The following is a 16,145-nucleotide window of genomic DNA, read 5'->3' as shown; positions in this document are numbered from 1 at the left end:
ACCGCCGTCTCCCTCTGGCCCTGCGTGAGGGGTCACCCGAACGCCGAGACGGCGAAGCCGGCTCGGGGAGCGGCGGGACGCCGCAACTAGAGCCCGGTCGGCGGCAGGCCGGCGCGCAGACCTGCCGCTTCCGGAGGCGCTACGCGCGCGGAGCTAGTGGCCTTTGTCGGCCAGCCAGAGGCTCACGTCCTGGATCGAGCGCATGAGCACCGACGGATTGTCCCGCGCGGGAATGAAGCCCCAGCTCTGCCAGTAGCGCTCTGCCTCGGCGTCGATCGCCCGCACCACCACCGCGCGGCCGCCGACGATGTCGGCGCCGGCGACGCAGCGATACAGCGCGTCCTTGACCAAGCCGCTACCGACGCCTTGTCCGGCATAGCGGTGGTCGATGGCGAGTTGTCCGATCAGCAGGCAGGGGATCGGATCGGGCGGGCGTCCGGTGCGGATGGCGCGCGGTGCGCTATTTGGCTGGATCACGCCCGGCGCGAGGCCGTAATACCCGACGACTGTTCCCTCGTCGTGAACGACCAGGACGCGGGTAAACCCGCGGGCCTGGTTCGTTCGCGCGAAGCCGGCCAGCCAAGCATTGAGCGCCGGCTTGCCGCAATCGAAGCTGTCGAGGCGGTGTGCGTGGTCGAGGAGTTCGATGCCTGAAAGCGCCACCTAGCGGTCCCAGGGCGGGGACCGACGCAGCCGCTCGGCCGCCTTCGCCGGGGGCGCAGCGGCCGGGGCTGAGATCGCCTGCATGAAGGCGTCATAGGCTTCCGGGGACACGCGGATGACGGTTTCGTTGAGGATGGCCGCCTGCGCCTCGTGCAGCGCGGCGCGCCGCATGAACTCCGTGCGCGACAGGCCGAGCAGCTCCGCGCCGCGGTCGATGATGGTGAGATCATCGTCGCGAAACCGCATCGAGACGGGTGCTTCCTTCCTGGTGGGTGTGGTGGCCATGGCGCGCTCCTGTGCTGCGGACGTATATACGTTAGTGTAACGCGGAACGCAATACTACGTTCCCTGGCGACGTCTCGTGGCGGATGGTCTCAGGATTTCTCGCCGCATCGGTTCTTCTCGGCTTCTCGCCCCAGTCGCCATTGCCGCAACCCAGAGCAAGGTGGCTTTGGTCAGCTCCGGCGGATCAATTACGGCTTAGAAAGCGCATTTGTTTTTGGCGGCCGGATGAGCGGGTCCAGAAGCGAAGTCGCTGCCATGACTGTCGCCGGACGAGCCCCGGCTATCCCGAAGCTGATGAACATCTGACGCGATGGCGACTTTCGGGCCGTCACGCCACAAAGGAGGAACGGCTATGAAGCCTGGGCGGCGGCACTTTCATTCTCAGGCGCCGCTCTATGCCACCTGTCGGCCAATGTGACATCGCCACTGCGGTCCTTCGAACAAGTCGATTCGATTCTGAATTTCGGCCTTTAGATGATTGTAGCGATTGAATCAGCGACAAGGGCTGGGCAATCGCGGTTGTGGTGACCGCGAGCCACTAAGTTTGTGCCGTACCCTTACAATGATTCATCAAGGCGTTTACCTCGGCAATCACGAGATCCGGCGTGATGTCGAACTTGCATCGGACTTTGACCGGACAATGCCGCACTTGGTCCAGACCACATCCGCGACATTCAATAACACTCATAAGCATGCTGACCAAGGGACCTCGAAACCCCCAAATCTCCGGTAGATGTGACGCCGTGAAAATGCCGATAGTAGGGCGGCCAAGCTGGGCAGCGACATGGCCGGTGCCTGAATTGTTCGAAACGACGAGGGCGGCCGAATTCACGAGACAATTGAATTCCAATTCTGACAAGTCGACAGCCGTCCGAATGTTCGCGGCCCCACGTTCCCTAGCTATCTTCGCAACCTCCTCAAGCGCTTCCAGGCATTCGCCACGGCCAACGAGGACCACCTCACCACGGGTCGAAAGAGCAGCGACAACTTTGCCAAAACTTTCAATCGGCCAATCTCGCAGGCTGGAATTGGAGAACGGAGCCACGACAATCGGGGCATTGCCTGTAGTCGAATTCTGTGGGTGACCCGCTCCGCTTTCGAAATAGGCAGCTGCCTTTGCGACCAGAAAGAGGAGGATTTCTGACACATGCTGGAGACGCACCTGCTTACGGTCAATGAACCAATCAAGCCATCTACGGGGGATTTTGTTAGCAAGCCCTATTTTTTGGACCAGCTTGTAGAAAATGGTTCTGCGCAGTTTCAGATTGAATGGCGCTATCGCAATATCGATCTGATGCATGCTGTACGGATCAACTATCGCCGCACGGTGCCTGGCGGGAACTTCAAGCAAGATCGGCCTTGTTTCTTCCGGAACACGCATATCAATGGCAAGATCAAACTCGCCGGTCAGCAGCGGCCTTATGTCCGCGGCTTCTTTGCGCGTTTTGACTTTTGGGTTGCGAGGAAAAAAGTCAAAAGCAACGTGATCGTCGGCGAGGTCGAACTGTTTTGCAGTAGCGATGTTCCAGCTTCCCACCACCAGCGTAATGTGGGCATGCGCAAAACGCTGACGAAGGTCCTTTAGAGGCCCTAGAGACATCCAAAAGTCGCCGACATGATCAAGCTTGAGGACCAAAATTCTCATCCTTGCGCTTGACTGTTCCGGCTCTTCCCAGCTGCGGTATATAATTTGATTGCCGTCGTGCTTTGTAAAATATGCCATTGCCATTCCGAAAATTATACGGTCAACACTGATAGCCCAGTGACGCGTGTGTAGATTGGAGTGCTCCCCACTTTGTCCGCGTCTCCGCAAGAATTCTGCCATCAGATCCAAGCCGCGCTCCAGCAGGAGCTGTTGGGCGAAGTCTGCATCTCTAGCGATGGTAGCGCGCCAAGAAAGCCAGCTATGTCCCGACCCGCAATGTGAAGGGCTTCGTCACGGTCTCGCATGCAGTGAGTTCGGCAACGCCGAGTAGACGGTGATCGCCAAGCCGCCGTCCCCAGATCTCGGAGCATAACGGCAGTGGCCTCGCTCTTTGGTCGATGCTGATCCTGAATGCGACCGTCGCCGCCGGCGACGACACCGCCGGCCGCATTGACCGTCTCGGGCACGCCCTGTCGCTGTGGTCCCGCATCACGGTCGCTAGCAAGGACCCGCCGCAGCCGCTTTTTTCTGCGCGTCCGGTCGTCCAAGGTGAAGTGGACGAATCAACCCTGTGATGAAGTCGACTGCCTGCCAGCGGTGAGGTGGCAGGCGGCATCGATGAACACCATTATTCGCCGAGCTTGGATAGCGGCACCTCTATCACGCTGAGAGCCTGTTATGCTGGTCCAGCGTTTGATCGCAGTCTTGATCCATGCGAGCAGCTTGTGAGGGATGCAATCGAACGAGGCGCTGCTCCCACAGCCGTCGCAGGCCCTCCATCAGAGCTTCACGCTTAGCCTGATCCGGCGCAATTGTATTGAGGAGATCTCCCAACACGGCTTCGCCCTCAATCCGCATCAGCAGATTAAACAAGTCGTGTGAAATTCGTACACTGTCACTGCTGAAGTGGGTCGTGCTGATCTCGCAGTGAGTCTCCCGACGATCTGGCGCTTTGTAAGCGCGGGTTTGATGGAGGGACACATAGGGCGGCAACGAAACCGCAAGCGCAGTCCAATCCTGCAGCGTTGCAGTCCGCTTTTTTACCAGGAAGGGCCCGACCACAAGTCCATCCAGCTCTGTCGTCAGAAAGGTGGCAATCGCGTCTGCAACCGAATCCACGATCGGTTCGGCATTGTTGTTAAAGGACGTATTGAGCAGAATTGGAGTGCCTGTGCGCTTCTTGAACGCATTGATGACCTCCCAGTACGCGGGATTGGCGTTGCGCGATACTGTTTGCAGGCGAGCGGTACCGTCGACGTGCGTGATGGCACCGAGCAAGGCGCGCTTTGAGTCACGCACGCGAACGACGAAATTCATGAATGGAAATTCGTGCCTACCGTCCGGGAGGTCGAAAAATTCGCTCGCATCCTCCTCCAGCACAGATGGCGCGAAGGGCCGATAGCCTTCGCGCTTCTTGACCATCGCATTGATCCGGTCCTTGTTTGCGGCGGGCCGAGGGTCGGCAAGAATGCTGCGGTTGCCCAGCGCACGTGGCCCAAACTCCGAACGACCCTGCACCCAGCCGATCACGGCGCCGTTGGCGATCCAGTCGGCTGCACTGCTTGCCACGTCATCAGAGCGTTCAACCTCGAGATGTCCGGCCCATGCATTCAGTTCCTGTTGCACGGCGCGCTCGCTCCCGAGATCAGGACCCCAATAGACCCCCTGCAGTCGCTCACACGGCGCGGGGCGGCCCATCTCGTTAGAGACTATCAGCGCAGCTCCCAATGCGCAGCCAGCGTCGTGAGACGCGGGTTGCACGAAAATGTCTTCGAAAAGCCCTGAATACAGCAGCTTACCGTTCATCGTGCAGTTGTGGGCCACCCCCCCCGCCAGGCACAACCGCTTCATGCCGGTGGCCTCACGGTGATGCCGGAGAATGTGGAACACGATCCGCTCAAGCGCTTCCTGCAGTGACGCACTCACATCTCGATGCTGCTGGGTGAAGGGCATTCCCTTTCGCCTGACCTCGATATTGCGGAGCAACGCCGGACCGATGCGGTCGAGGTGAACACGGTAGCCACCGCCGTTGGCGGAGAGCTCGTAGAACTGCTCGAAGAGCTCGCGATAGGGAGCGGGGTCGCCGTAGGGCGCGAGTCCCATTACCTTATACTCGTCGAACAAGCCGTAGCCGAGATAGCGGATCGTCTCGAGATAAAACAGCCCAAGAGAATTGTTCTCGGGGAAAGCCTCGAGTTGCGTAATTTCTGTGCCAGACCCTACCGCCAAGAGGCCCGATAGGAAATCACCAGAGCCATCAATCGCTAGAATGAGACTTTGTTCGAAGCCCGACATTGCAAAGGCGCTCACGGCGTGCGCCTGATGATGACTTACGAATGAAATACGCGAACTGTCCAACTTAGTGCCGAACTCACGCGTTAACAGATCCTGCACCAACGTTTTAGCATCCAACGGAATGGAGAGAATGTCCGGGTGGGATGCGGACATACCTTCAAGCATGGCGTTGGCATAGGGCTCGCTGGCGTAGAGCGCGACACGATCAATGTCGTTGAGCTGAACCCCCGCCGCTGACAGACAGTATTGAATCGAACGAATTGGGAGCTTGTTGGAGTGTTTCATCCGATTGAGGCGTTCCTCTTCGACGGCTGCTATCACCCGTCCGTCTCGGACGAGCACCGCGGCGCCATCGTGCATAAAGGCGTTCCGAAGCTCGAATCGGTTTTCATGGACTTGGTCAAGTCCGCCGCTAATTCCTAGACACAGCATTTCTTTCTCCACATAGTGACGGGCAAGCCAAATTGGCCTGCCTCAGACCGTTTCCAACTAAATAGGCCGCGTTGTCGCTTGCAGCTGCAACCGCCTGTCAGGCATCACCGGCATCAAAGAACGCCTCATAAGGGTCCGCCTGAATCAACATGAGATGCTTCGATCGTGGCGCCTGCCATTCCATGACGCCGAGAGCTTGGCTGGATCATCGAATCTTGAGCGGCTGCTGACTTGCATGCCGGCGATGCCGTTTTCATCTGCAGCACGAACTTGTGACGCGGGCTGCCTATATCCTTGCGAAGGGGCGGCTGTTGACGAATAATGCCGCGCCGTGAACTGGCCCGATTTCATTCCCCGAAAGACCGTCGCACAGGCGACTGACATGTGCTGCACTGTCCGCCTGCTTCCCGGTCGCACATCCGATAACTCCTTCGCTTGTGCAGGAGGCCGCATCGCGTCATTCGTCGGCCAAACATGGCACCGACTGGAAGCCCGGCAATACCGCGTAGATGTAAAGTGCGCTGATGTTGTATGGTAGCGCTGCCGGCCGGGTCTCCAATCCGCTGCCCAAACGAGCGGACTGCCTGCGGCAAAAAGCCCGCCACAAGCAGAATCGCGCTGGGCAGCTGGCTCGCCTGCAAGACTTCGCAGCTCAGGAACATTGGGGACGACTAGCGTCGAACCGCCGACATGATCGGCCAGTTGCAACTCACTTCTCGGCACGACCTCCACTGCACGTCAGGGCGCATGGAAGATTTTCTCCTTTGGATGGGTGACCGGTGCGGACGTGCTTTTGTCCATGCAAGATTTCCGAAGAGTTATGAAATCGTTTGTTTCGATCAAAGTCATCCACGCTATGAATAGCTGCCGGACATGCGCTTCAAAGGGGCTTCAGGCTTCCCGGATGGCTACTCCGATTCGAAGCGCGTGGCATTCCATGCGCTCTATGACAACATTTTTCAGCAAAGGGTATGAGAGCAAACCCACACTTCTTTTTCAGAAGTCGCTTCGAAGCAGCCGAGGCCTTGATGGGCTTCTTCACCAAGTTCGGCGATGGTGCCGCAGACATTCTTCCTTTTTCCGGGCTGAGCAAGCGCAGAGTTCGCGCCTTGGCAGTGTGTCTGGGCGCTCCGTCTGATCTTATTGAAAAGATCCCGACCGCCGACCTGGAGAACCTCGTCCCGGTCTCACATACGATGAGATTGACGACTTCCTCGAAGGCCAAGAGATCAACGAAGCGGCGCACAGGCGTATACTTCATGCGCATTCCAGCACAGCCCATAAGCGAGCGCTTCCCGTCACAACGATTGCCATGACGGGTTCGATATTTAGGCATCGGCAATAGCGTCTCAACATACACGATCGATGGGCTTGCCGCAGTTAGGCAGCTAGCGGCCTGAATTACCGCTGGAGCGAAGCGCTGCTCTTTCAGCCCGCATGCGGTCATGAGGTTGACAGTGTCGGCACGTATCGCCGAGGCCGGCACGCGAACTCATTCTCCCTGAATGCCTGCTCTATCGATCTTCCGCAGCGTACCCACTTGACCGGTCGCTTCGACATTCCAGGCACCTGGATTGTAGCCGATCCTTGCCGCTCTCCTTCGGCCGGTCGCAATGCTAGACGTGCGGCCGTTACGCTATGCAGAGCTGGTTGTCAGATGCGTGATGCGAAACGTGAGATGCAGCTCCAGTTTTGGCGATGGCGGGCTCGCCGCATTGTTGATATCATCCGCACAGAACAGGCGCGCAAATGACATCGGATTCAGAGAAGGCTGAGGCGGTCGAGCAGTTACTTGATACACCTGACCTTGCAACCGCACTGGAAAGCGAACAGTTCAAGAAATTCCTCGACCAGGTGCCGATCGCCATAGCCGTTTCGGACCTTGCCGGTGAAGAGCGCGTGGTCTACGCCAATCCGGAATTCGAGAAACTCTCAGGCCTGATGGCCGCCAGGCTCACCCAAGAAAACTGGGCGGCCCTTTTAGGCACGGGCCTCCATCAGCAAAAGGACAGGCCGCTAGCCGAGGCGGTGGTCGAGGGAACCGATTTGGTCGGCACCTTCAGGCTGGAGCGCGGCGAGGACAAACCCGCGATCGTCGACGTTTATTCCAACGTGATCGAAGACGACAACGGTAAGGTTTGCTTCCGACTGGTGGCCCTGGTCGACGTATCGGCTCACGGCGAGGCGGGAGATCAGCGCTCGGCCGAGGAGCGTGTCAGCGAGAAAGACACGCTGCTGCGCGAACTGCAGCACCGGGTGAAGAACAACCTGCAGATGATCACCGCGCTGATCCGGCTGGAAAGCCGCAACGCGACCGAGGCCGACCGGAGACGGTTTGAGCGGCTCGCCGGTCGCGTCGACGCTCTGGCGATCCTCTACCAGACGCTAACGGCCGACGAGCCGAAGGAGGAGGTCGATCTTGGCGTCTATCTCAGCCAGATCGCGTCCGCGGTGATGAGCTCGCATGCAGTCGAGGGGATCCGGCTGGATATGAAGGTGGATACATATCCCGTGTCAATAAACGTCGCCATGCCGGCCGGGCTGGTCGTAAACGAATTGCTGACCAATTCACTAAAGCATGCGTTCCGGGGCCGCGATGGCGGCACGATAACACTGCACAGCGTCGTCGATGGCGACGGCTGCCGGGTTATGGTGGCGGACGACGGAATCGGCCTGCCGGAAGGCGAGGTGTGGCCCAAACCAGGCAAGCTCGGAGCGCTGATCGCGCGATCGCTGACCGAGAACGCCAAGGCGCAGCTAGCCGTCGAGTCCAGCGCCAACAAAGGGACGAAGGTGACCATCGTTTTCAAGCGGTCGGCGGCAGCAAGCTGAACGGTTGCTGTCGAACTAGCAGGCTGGCGGCTGGCTTCATGTCGCGGCTTTGAGCAGGTGGCTGCAAATAGGCTAGGTCGCCCTTCACGGCCTGTTTCACATGGTCGAGGTCTTCCATTATGCTCCAGGCTTGCTGCTTCTGACTTCGGCGGCCAGTCCATCCCCACCTAGCGGAAGGCACTCCCGCCTGATTACGTTGCGGCTTGAGTCTTGACGGCGGGGGCACCTGACGCCTTCGCGCTCATCACGCGCGGGCCGGCAATTCAGCAGCGAGTCATCGCTTGGCCAATCTTGCCGAGGACGAAGGTCTAACCTACAAATAAAATTGGTCCGACCGTTCGTGGCCGGAGGTAACCGCGAATTTGCGCTATCGGGACAGGAGAGCAGTGCTGTAGGCAAACCGCGATGCGTGCATTCGTTCGATTGGTTCTACGATTATCCTGACGCCTGGGGTGACCAGTTGCACCAGTATTTCCTACTACGCGCAATCTTTGTAGGGTCATGTGCAGATCATCGCGGCCCGCCAAGACATCGGAAAACTGATCGACGATCCTTCAACCCCTGAGATATTGCGCGCCCGAATGGCATCGGCGGCCGCCATATAATAGTTTGCGGCAAAGACGGCCGCGATCGAACGGCTGAGGACGCGCTCGCCAACAGATTGCGCGACAGACGATGGGGTGGATACCGCGGATACGACGCCTGGTTCGATGCTCCGATCAACAACGCGAAGCTCGCCGCGACTTCCGTCTACAGCGATTCGGTTCAAAGGCTTGGCGCGTTGGACAAAGCTCGCCGCGCCGAAGCGCGATGCATAGAAGCCGGGATAAGTCGCCCGAACACAAGTCGAACAAGCGAAGTGGTCGACCGTTTCGTCCTCCCCGGGGACGAGCCGGTTGCTCTGGCCTGGGGCGACCTGATGGGTCTTGCGGAGCACCGTCTCCAGCATGGCGATCAGGTCTTCGGGAAGTATGGCCTCATTCTGCACAGACGGTTTTGCGTGGCTGTTACGGATGCCGGCGGGCACGGTGGCGATATGGCGGTCCTTTCGATCGAGCGGCTCGCCACGCTGCGTATAATTCCACGCCAGGGAGGAGAGACGGCGCTCGATCGTCGCCACAGAGTTTGGTTTCTTGTCTCCTGTAACCTTTCTGGATGCACAGGCCGTGATGTAGAGGCCGACGGTCTGCGGATCAGGCGGCAACACCTCCGAGGTGCTGCCGGCGCGCCCAGGCGCAAAAAATCCACTCTCGACCGAGCGGCGTCAGACCGGTATTCTTATGGATGTTCATCCGGTCCCCCTGGAGTCACTGAAGCTTCGACAATCTCAGCTTTCCCGGTTCGGACCGGATGGACAAGCTACTGAAAGCTCACAACTAGCTACCAATGCGATCAGCTTTCGGGCTATCGGGCGCATCCAGGGAGGATGGGTATGTTCTTGGCTAACGGGCTCAAGCTGCGGGACCGCGGGTGCACGCTGGCACTGATGTTGGCGATTATATGTGTATGTGCGCCTGCACTGGCGGCAAACGCGTCGGATCAGGCGTGCCGGTCCATCGCCAAGCTCAAAATTCCAAGCGTGATCTTTACCGAGGCTAGCCTTCAAAAGCCGCAGGAGATCCCCGCAGATCCCTTCACTGCATTCACCGGCGCCTCGCCTCAGGCGGTAAAAGTGGGCGGGCACTGCCTTGTCCGAGGTGTTATCGGGAAACGCCAGGGGGTCGATGGTCGATCATATGGCACCCGGTTTGAGGTGCGTCTTCCGACGACCTGGAACGACATGTTCCTTTTCCAGGGCGGCGGCGCAGTTGATGGCTTCCTGGCGCCGGCCGTCGGGACCATTCCTTGCCGGAACTCGACCGCGGCTCCCGGGCTCTTGCGCGGCTACGCTGTTGTAAGCATGGATGGCGGGCACCCAAGCCCCGATCCGGCTTTCGGGGTCGATCAAGCCGCACGCATTGATTTTGCGTACGCCTCCATTGGCAAAGTCACTTCGGTCTCGAAGCAGGTGATTGCAAAGTTCTATGGGGCGGCTCCGAAAAAGTCGGTGTTCATGGGATGCTCGAATGGCGGTCGTGAGGCGTTGATAGCGGCTCAGCGATATCCGCTCGAGTTCGACGGCATTGTTGCAGGTAGCCCGGGTTTTCGTCTCAGTGCCGCCAACATTGCCGAAGCCTGGGATACTCGCCAGTACATGAGCATCGCTCCCAAGGATGAGGCCGGCCATCCCATTCTGTCCCGCGCCTTCTCCCAGCAGGATCTGAACATCGTCGCCAAGGCGGTTCTCGCTGCCTGTGATGCCCGCGATGGCATTGAGGATGGCGTCATCAACGCCTGGCAGCAGTGCCGGTTCGACCCAAAGGTCCTGTCCTGCCAAGGCGATAAGACGGACAGCTGCCTCACGGCTGGTCAAGTGCAGGCCATGAGCCGCGCGTTCGCGGGTCCGGAAAGCTCCGATGGCGAAAAGCTTTACAGCGATTGGCCATATGATACGGGCGTTGCGGGCGCGGACTGGAGAATGTGGAAGCTGGGCAATTCCCCCACTTCCCAGTCGGATGCAAATAACATCGTTCTGGGAGCCCGCTCGCTTCAATACTACTTCATGACGCCCCCGGCGCCGAATTTTGACCCCCTGAAGTTCGACTTCGACAAGGATCCGGCACGCGTTGCGGATACGGCCAAGCTCAATGATGCGACCGGCACGTATCTCGCCAGCTTCGCTGCCCACGGTGGAAAGCTGCTCTTGTTTCAGGGACTTTCCGATCCGGTCTTCTCAGCCAACGATCTGGTGCGCTGGTACAAGCAAGTCGTCGAGGTCACAAGCGGCGGCGATTTGGAAGCGACTCGCCGTTTCGTGCGCATGTTCATAATCCCGGGGATGACCCACTGCGGCGATGGCCAAGCCTTCGACGACTTTGATCCTTTGGCCGCCATCGAGGGCTGGATAAACCAAGACAAGGCTCCGGATTCTCTCGCGGCTGGCAGCAAGGCATTCCCCGGCAAGCACCAGCCGATCTGCGCTTATCCCACTCAAGCTGCCTATGGCGGTAAGGGAAATCCCGATGAGATCGCGAGCTATTCGTGTCGGGGATAAGAGACCTCGTCATTTGTTCGCTTCAATCTGCGCGCATTCCCGGAACAGGTCTCCCGGACCAAGGATCGGTTGGAAAAGCTAAACCCGGAATTTGTGGGCCGTGCCATAACGCAGTTGATGATCATGCCTGACTACGAAGCGTCGGCCGCCGATAGTCTGGACACAGCGCTCGCTGTGCTCGATGAGGTAATTGTTATCGCCTGAGATCTGACCGCCTCATCCCAGCGGACAAAACGGGGGCATCAGAGCCCGGACGCCTTGGTGAGATTTACGCGGAAACGATCGCGCCGGCGCTGATAATTTCGCGTCATCTCCGCGGAGGCATGGCCGAGCTGTTTTTGCACATAGCGTTCGTCGACCTCGGCCGACGAGGCGAGGCCGGCGCGCAGTGAGTGGCCGGCGAATTTCTTGGCCCGTTCGCCCTCCGACAGATCGCCGCGCACGCCGGCGGCGAGCGCCGTGCGCTTGACCAGGCGTGCGACCTCCTGGTCGTTCAAGCGATCGGCACCGACGGCTCTGCCTTGACCAGCAACGCGCCGAAACAGCGGTCCGTGCGCAATGCGCGCCAGTCTTAGCCAGGTCTGCAGAGCGACCACAGGGCAGGTGGCGTCGGAGGAGCCGCGGCCGATTTCGACCTCGCGCCAGCCGGTTTTGCCGCGCAATGTGACAAGCAGACCCTTATCGGCAAAAATCTCGACCCAGCCGCGCCCGTCCTCGGTCTGATCCCTGCCGACGTCGAGGCCGACGATTTCGGATCGGCGAAGGCCGCCGGCGAGACCCAAAAGCAGCATGGCGCGGTCGCGCAGACCACGCAGCGTGCCGCGGTCGAGGGTCTCGAACATGCGATCAGATCCTCGGGCAGGATCGCTTCCTTCTGCCGGGGAGGGGAGGCGTGGGTGTTGCGAACGCCAGCCATCACCGTGGCGATATGCCGGTCCTTGCGGTCCAGCGGCTGGCCGCGCTGGGCAAAATTCCAGGAGAGCGACGAAAGCCGGCGCTCGATGGTTGAAACGGTGTTGGGCTTTTTGTCGCCAGTGGCCGTACCTGACGCGCAGGCGGCGATATAGAGCCCGACGACCTCAGGATCGGGCGGGAACATCTCGATGCCTTGGCGCCGGCACCAGCTCGAAAAATGCTTCCAGTCGGCTGCGTAGGCGCGGCGCGTGTTGGCCGAACTCGCCGCCTCGATATAATCGCGCGCGCGGCCGGCGAGCGCCTCAAGATGCGCAGGCAGGCTGGGATTGGCAATGGCTGGAAGGGGAGGGGACGAGGCTAGGTCGGCATCGCCCATCTGCATGACGATATCGATGATGTCGGGCAAAGCCGCGGCGCTTTGTGTGTGAAGCTTGTCCGAAATTCGTAGCATGTTTCGGACATCTTGACCGTCACTTCGTCCGAAATCGGACCACAGATTTCGGACAAAGCCCCGGCATCAACCCGCCAATATCTCGATCTGCCGTCGCCGCTGCAAACGTCGCCTGTGAGAGGCGAGCCGCCTCTAAACTGGTCGTATATCCCGATTGATAATAAGAATGTAGTCAACTTCCATATTTTAGAGGGCACGCATGCTGCCACTCAACCGGCCTGATCACCACACAAAGTGAGGAAGAACCTGGTTAGGTGCAAAGCGACAATTGCCTCGACAGCGGGTCCCGGAAGGTTTATGCTGCCCAATCTTACCGCAATCCGAAATGGCGATTGAGTACCTTCACGAGTGAAGGGATTCCCGCGGTCTTAGAGATGAGTTGTCGAATGGCGCGAAGTCGCACAGAATCGCGAAGTCGCACAGAATCGTGTGTTTGATACCGATCAGGATCGCGAGCTATTTCAGGCGCAGAGAGGTCTTGCGCCCGATGCACGAGTTGCTCCCGGTCCAACGGAAGTGAATGGGGTGGAACTGCTTTGTCGACCAAATTGTTGACGGAACGTCCGGCGCCCATTGTTGCTACATGTCTGGATTCTTGGGGCGTTTTGGATGATGCAATCCACCATCTCACTCCAAAGGGCAGTGGAATCTGGAACAATGTCGCTTTTGTACGCAGGACATCCTTCGCGCCCGATTGGCATATTGTCTTTAACTCTGCTTCTATTTTTGGGCTCCCTGTTGATATCGAGGCGAGTCCAAACAGGACAATTTTTGCAATCGGCGAACCGCCGACGAAAGCTCATCGCGCATTTCATGAAGGGCAAGGGAAAAATACCATCGTCCTGACGTCTGACGCAGAGCTGGCTGCTCGGCAGAATGCAGAGCGCCGATTCGTTTTGTCTCCACCTATCACTCGGTCTTGGTCTGTAACAAAGACATATGACCAACTTCTGGTCAGCGAAGTCGTGGACAAGCCGCTTCGGCTCTCATGGATTACCAGTAACATCGCCCTGCTTAAAGGGCATCGATATCGGCTGGCGTTTCTGGAACGGCTGAGAGAGGAGCTCGATTTTGACCTGTTCGGCCGAGGTTTTCGGCTGATTGGAGATAAATGGGACGCACTCGCACCGTACCGTTACAGTATAGCTTTCGAGAATACTCGTGCTGATTACTATTTTACAGAGAAGCTTATGGACTGCTTCGTTGCTGAAACAATGCCGATCTATTACGGCAGCCCGGCAATCACGAGGTTCTTCCCTTCCGACTCAATGGTTCTGATTGACCCAGAGGACAAGAACGTAATCCAAAAAATTCAAGAAATCATCGACTCGGACCTCTGGAAGGAGCGTCGCGGCGCAATACAAGAGGCGAAGCGGTTGGTTCTTGAGAAATACAATACGTTTGCTTATCTCGCGGGCTTCATCGAAAGCGTTCACGATAAACCCTTACCGCCGGAAGTTATACACATCGGTTCGCCTGCGGTCGATTTTGGGACAGACGAATGAAGTACTCCAACGCTCGCTTCGCGTGCCCGGCGGTTGGTGGTCTGGCGAGATCGGTACGGAGCGCTCGGCGGAGAATGCCTACCTGCGCAGACGGGCCAGCACGGGCGCACGAGGTCATGCGCCCCCGGCTGCCGCTGATCAGACGAACTGGGGAAGGCCAGGAACGGAATTGAGGACCTCGTCCACGAGTTCGTCGCCGGCATGTTCCTTGGCGAAGGCGATCGTCTCGTTGGCGATGGCGGCGATCTTTAGAATGCTGAGACCCTCACTCATCAATTGCTGGCCGAGCCCCATGAGGCCGCCTCCGCCCTCTGGGTCGTTGCCATGATACTTCGCCACTAATTCCGAAGCTCCGGGAATGGCCGCGATCATGCGCGCAACGGGACCGTCGGCCGCGTGGCGTTGCAGGAAACCCAGCATTAACCCAACGGCCTTCTCTGCGAGAGCCGGGCCGATGCCGGCACCAGTGGCGATGCGCGATAAGAATTCTTCCATGGCAGGGTTCGTCTCTCTTTAATGAGGTTTACACGGGGCCGGTCCGGCGCCCAAAGCGCCCTTGGCCGAACCACAATTGAACTCCACAAAAATAGGCCGGCGGAAGTGCTATTGCAACTGCGCGTAAAACCGCCTCTGTCAACGCAAGCTGCGTCGGACGTGCGTATTTCGCAAAAACGGGACAGTCGTTCCGCTAAATCGCGGACAGCAGTTTCACTAATTCGCGGACAGCAGGATGGGGTCGGCGCTCGGTTGCCTGGTTGAAGTCATTTGCGATTGATTTCGCCGTTTTCGGCGCCGGTCAAGGGCGGCGGTGTTTTTTGCTTTCTCATGCTGTCGCCTTCGAGGGTGATGCGATGGGCGTTGTGGATGATCCGGTCGAGAATGGCGTCGGCTATTGTCGGCTCCGCGAATGCTTCATGATGCACCTTTCCTTGATCGCCTGGTCCGTTGCAGTCGGCGTTGAAGTTGATCGATCTGGTCGCTGGAAAGGTTTCCGCTTGGCCGCGGGCGTCACCATTTCTTTCCCACAAGATCCTTCAACGCGGCATTGTCGAGCATGGCGTCGGCCAAAAGCCGCTTCAGCCGCGTGTTCTCGTCCTCCAGAGCCTTCAGTCGCCGAGCCTCGGAGACATCCATCCCGCCGAAGCGGGCCTTCCAGTTGTAAATCGAGGCGTCGCTGACCCCGTGCTTGCGGCACAGATCGGCAACCGATACCCCGGCCTCATGTTCCTTCAAAATTCCGATGATCTGCTCTTCAGAGAAGCGGCTACGTTTCATGTCCTGGTCCTCTCGATGGGCCAGAACGAACTTCAAACCGGATTAGATAAGAGGGGCAAGGTCAAGGTCGATGACTCAACTGTTGTGTGGGGAGAGCTCTTACTTCTCATTCGCTCCAAATGCGGACGCGGCGCACGAGCTCGGAAGTTGAGATCCCGTAGCGATCGTGAAGCGTCGGCAGCGCGCCAGCGTCGAGGAACTCGTCGGGCAGGGCGATCTGGCGAAAGACTGGGGTCACTCTCTCGCGCATCAGCAGCGCGGCAACGCCTTCGCCAAGGCCACCAATGATGGTGTGGTTCTCCGCCGCCACCACCAGCCGTCCCGAACGGCGCGCGGCAGCGAGTATCGCCTCCGTATCCAGAGGTTTGATCGTCGGAACGTGCAGAACGGCGCAGCCGATCCTGTCGGCTTCAAGCGCCTTCGCGGCCTCCAGCGCGCGCATGGTCATCAGGCCGCTGGAAATGAACAATACGTCCGCGCCCTCGCGCAGCATTCGCGCCTTGCCGATTTCAAATGTATAGTCGTCTTCGTCGAGCACGACAGGAACCTTACCGCGCGAAAGCCGCATGTAGACCGGCCCGTTGTAGTCCGCGATCGCCTCCGTGGCCTGTTCGATGTCGAGCGCGTCGCAAGGGTCGATGATCGTCAGGTTCGGCATCCCGCGGAAAATCGCGATGTCCTCCGTCGCCTGGTGGCTGGGGCCGTAGCCGGTCGTCAGCCCCGGTAAGGCGCAGACGATCTTCACATTGAGTT

The 16,145-nt window shown here is 58.9% G+C and carries 11 protein-coding genes and 6 pseudogenes; 7 read left to right on the top strand and 10 right to left on the bottom strand.

Translation table 11 applies throughout. The features are described 5' to 3' along the window. Positions 1-153: 153 nt before the first annotated feature. The 3 genes from NKH99_RS25325 to NKH99_RS25315 all read right to left on the bottom strand — a co-directional run bounded on the left by NKH99_RS25325 (position 154) and on the right by NKH99_RS25315 (position 2,671). Positions 154-663, bottom strand: a complete 510-nt coding sequence (locus tag NKH99_RS25325; RefSeq protein WP_352835552.1) for a GNAT family N-acetyltransferase — start codon at positions 661-663, stop codon at positions 154-156. Beyond that, complete coding sequence (locus NKH99_RS25320; RefSeq protein ID WP_352453587.1) at positions 664-948, bottom strand: type II toxin-antitoxin system TacA family antitoxin; 285 nt, start codon at positions 946-948, stop codon at positions 664-666. A gap of 538 nt (positions 949-1,486) precedes the next feature. Then, positions 1,487-2,671 carry a glycosyltransferase family 9 protein gene (locus NKH99_RS25315; RefSeq protein WP_352791170.1) on the bottom strand — a complete coding sequence of 395 codons (1,185 nt, stop codon included), beginning with the start codon at positions 2,669-2,671 and terminating at the stop codon, positions 1,487-1,489. A gap of 320 nt (positions 2,672-2,991) precedes the next feature. On the opposite strand from NKH99_RS25315, the gene NKH99_RS25310 reads away from it, so the two are divergent. Continuing rightward, complete coding sequence (locus tag NKH99_RS25310; RefSeq protein WP_352457364.1) at positions 2,992-3,168, top strand: hypothetical protein; 177 nt, start codon at positions 2,992-2,994, stop codon at positions 3,166-3,168. Positions 3,169-3,253: 85 nt separating this feature from the next. Here NKH99_RS25310 and NKH99_RS25305 read toward each other — a convergent pair whose 3' ends face one another. Continuing rightward, positions 3,254-5,320 carry a carbamoyltransferase family protein gene (locus NKH99_RS25305; RefSeq protein ID WP_353016292.1) on the bottom strand — a complete coding sequence of 689 codons (2,067 nt, stop codon included), beginning with the start codon at positions 5,318-5,320 and terminating at the stop codon, positions 3,254-3,256. Positions 5,321-6,333: 1,013 nt separating this feature from the next. On the opposite strand from NKH99_RS25305, the pseudogene nadE reads away from it, so the two are divergent. The 3 genes and pseudogenes from nadE to NKH99_RS25290 all read left to right on the top strand — a co-directional run. Beyond that, positions 6,334-6,665: pseudogene (nadE, locus tag NKH99_RS25300) on the top strand (NAD(+) synthase); the annotation flags it as partial. Between the two features lie 404 nt (positions 6,666-7,069). Next, positions 7,070-8,152, top strand: coding sequence for a sensor histidine kinase (locus tag NKH99_RS25295; RefSeq protein ID WP_352835558.1), 1,083 nt, complete (start codon positions 7,070-7,072; stop codon positions 8,150-8,152). Between the two features lie 661 nt (positions 8,153-8,813). Continuing rightward, positions 8,814-8,882, top strand: a pseudogene (locus tag NKH99_RS25290) (hypothetical protein); the annotation flags it as partial. A 192-nt stretch (positions 8,883-9,074) separates the two neighbouring features. Here NKH99_RS25290 and NKH99_RS25285 read toward each other — a convergent pair. Then, positions 9,075-9,393, bottom strand: a pseudogene (locus tag NKH99_RS25285) (integrase); the annotation flags it as partial. A 191-nt stretch (positions 9,394-9,584) separates the two neighbouring features. On the opposite strand from NKH99_RS25285, the gene NKH99_RS25280 reads away from it, so the two are divergent. After that, entirely contained in the window at positions 9,585-11,246 is a 1,662-nt protein-coding gene (locus NKH99_RS25280) for a tannase/feruloyl esterase family alpha/beta hydrolase (protein WP_353016194.1), read from the top strand. Between the two features lie 69 nt (positions 11,247-11,315). Continuing rightward, positions 11,316-11,450 (top strand): hypothetical protein, encoded by a 135-nt coding sequence (locus NKH99_RS25275; RefSeq protein WP_353016191.1) that lies wholly within the window; start codon positions 11,316-11,318, stop codon positions 11,448-11,450. Positions 11,451-11,488: 38 nt separating this feature from the next. Here the strand turns inward: NKH99_RS25275 and NKH99_RS25270 are convergent. Next, a pseudogene (locus NKH99_RS25270) lies at positions 11,489-12,612 on the bottom strand (tyrosine-type recombinase/integrase). A 551-nt stretch (positions 12,613-13,163) separates the two neighbouring features. Between NKH99_RS25270 and NKH99_RS25265 the strand changes: the two are divergent. Then, positions 13,164-14,117 carry a glycosyltransferase family 10 domain-containing protein gene (locus NKH99_RS25265; protein WP_352881705.1) on the top strand — a complete coding sequence of 318 codons (954 nt, stop codon included), beginning with the start codon at positions 13,164-13,166 and terminating at the stop codon, positions 14,115-14,117. A 138-nt stretch (positions 14,118-14,255) separates the two neighbouring features. On the opposite strand, the gene NKH99_RS25260 is transcribed toward NKH99_RS25265, so the two are convergent. From NKH99_RS25260 to NKH99_RS25245, 4 genes and pseudogenes are all read right to left on the bottom strand, one after another. Continuing rightward, positions 14,256-14,612 carry a hypothetical protein gene (locus tag NKH99_RS25260; protein ID WP_352453730.1) on the bottom strand — a complete coding sequence of 119 codons (357 nt, stop codon included), beginning with the start codon at positions 14,610-14,612 and terminating at the stop codon, positions 14,256-14,258. Positions 14,613-14,878: 266 nt separating this feature from the next. Beyond that, positions 14,879-15,034, bottom strand: a pseudogene (locus tag NKH99_RS25255) (ATP-binding protein); the annotation flags it as partial. A 71-nt stretch (positions 15,035-15,105) separates the two neighbouring features. Continuing rightward, positions 15,106-15,392 (bottom strand): annotated as a pseudogene (locus NKH99_RS25250) (transposase); the annotation flags it as partial. A gap of 106 nt (positions 15,393-15,498) precedes the next feature. Beyond that, on the bottom strand, positions 15,499-16,145 hold a 647-nt coding region (locus NKH99_RS25245), incomplete at its 5' end, for a transketolase family protein (RefSeq protein ID WP_353016189.1).

Origin of the sequence: Mesorhizobium sp. M0854, from assembly GCF_040319815.1 — a bacterium.
GTDB lineage: Bacteria > Pseudomonadota > Alphaproteobacteria > Rhizobiales > Rhizobiaceae > Mesorhizobium.
The sequence above is the reverse complement of the archived record's forward strand: the minus strand, read 5'-3'. Positions and strand labels throughout refer to the sequence as shown.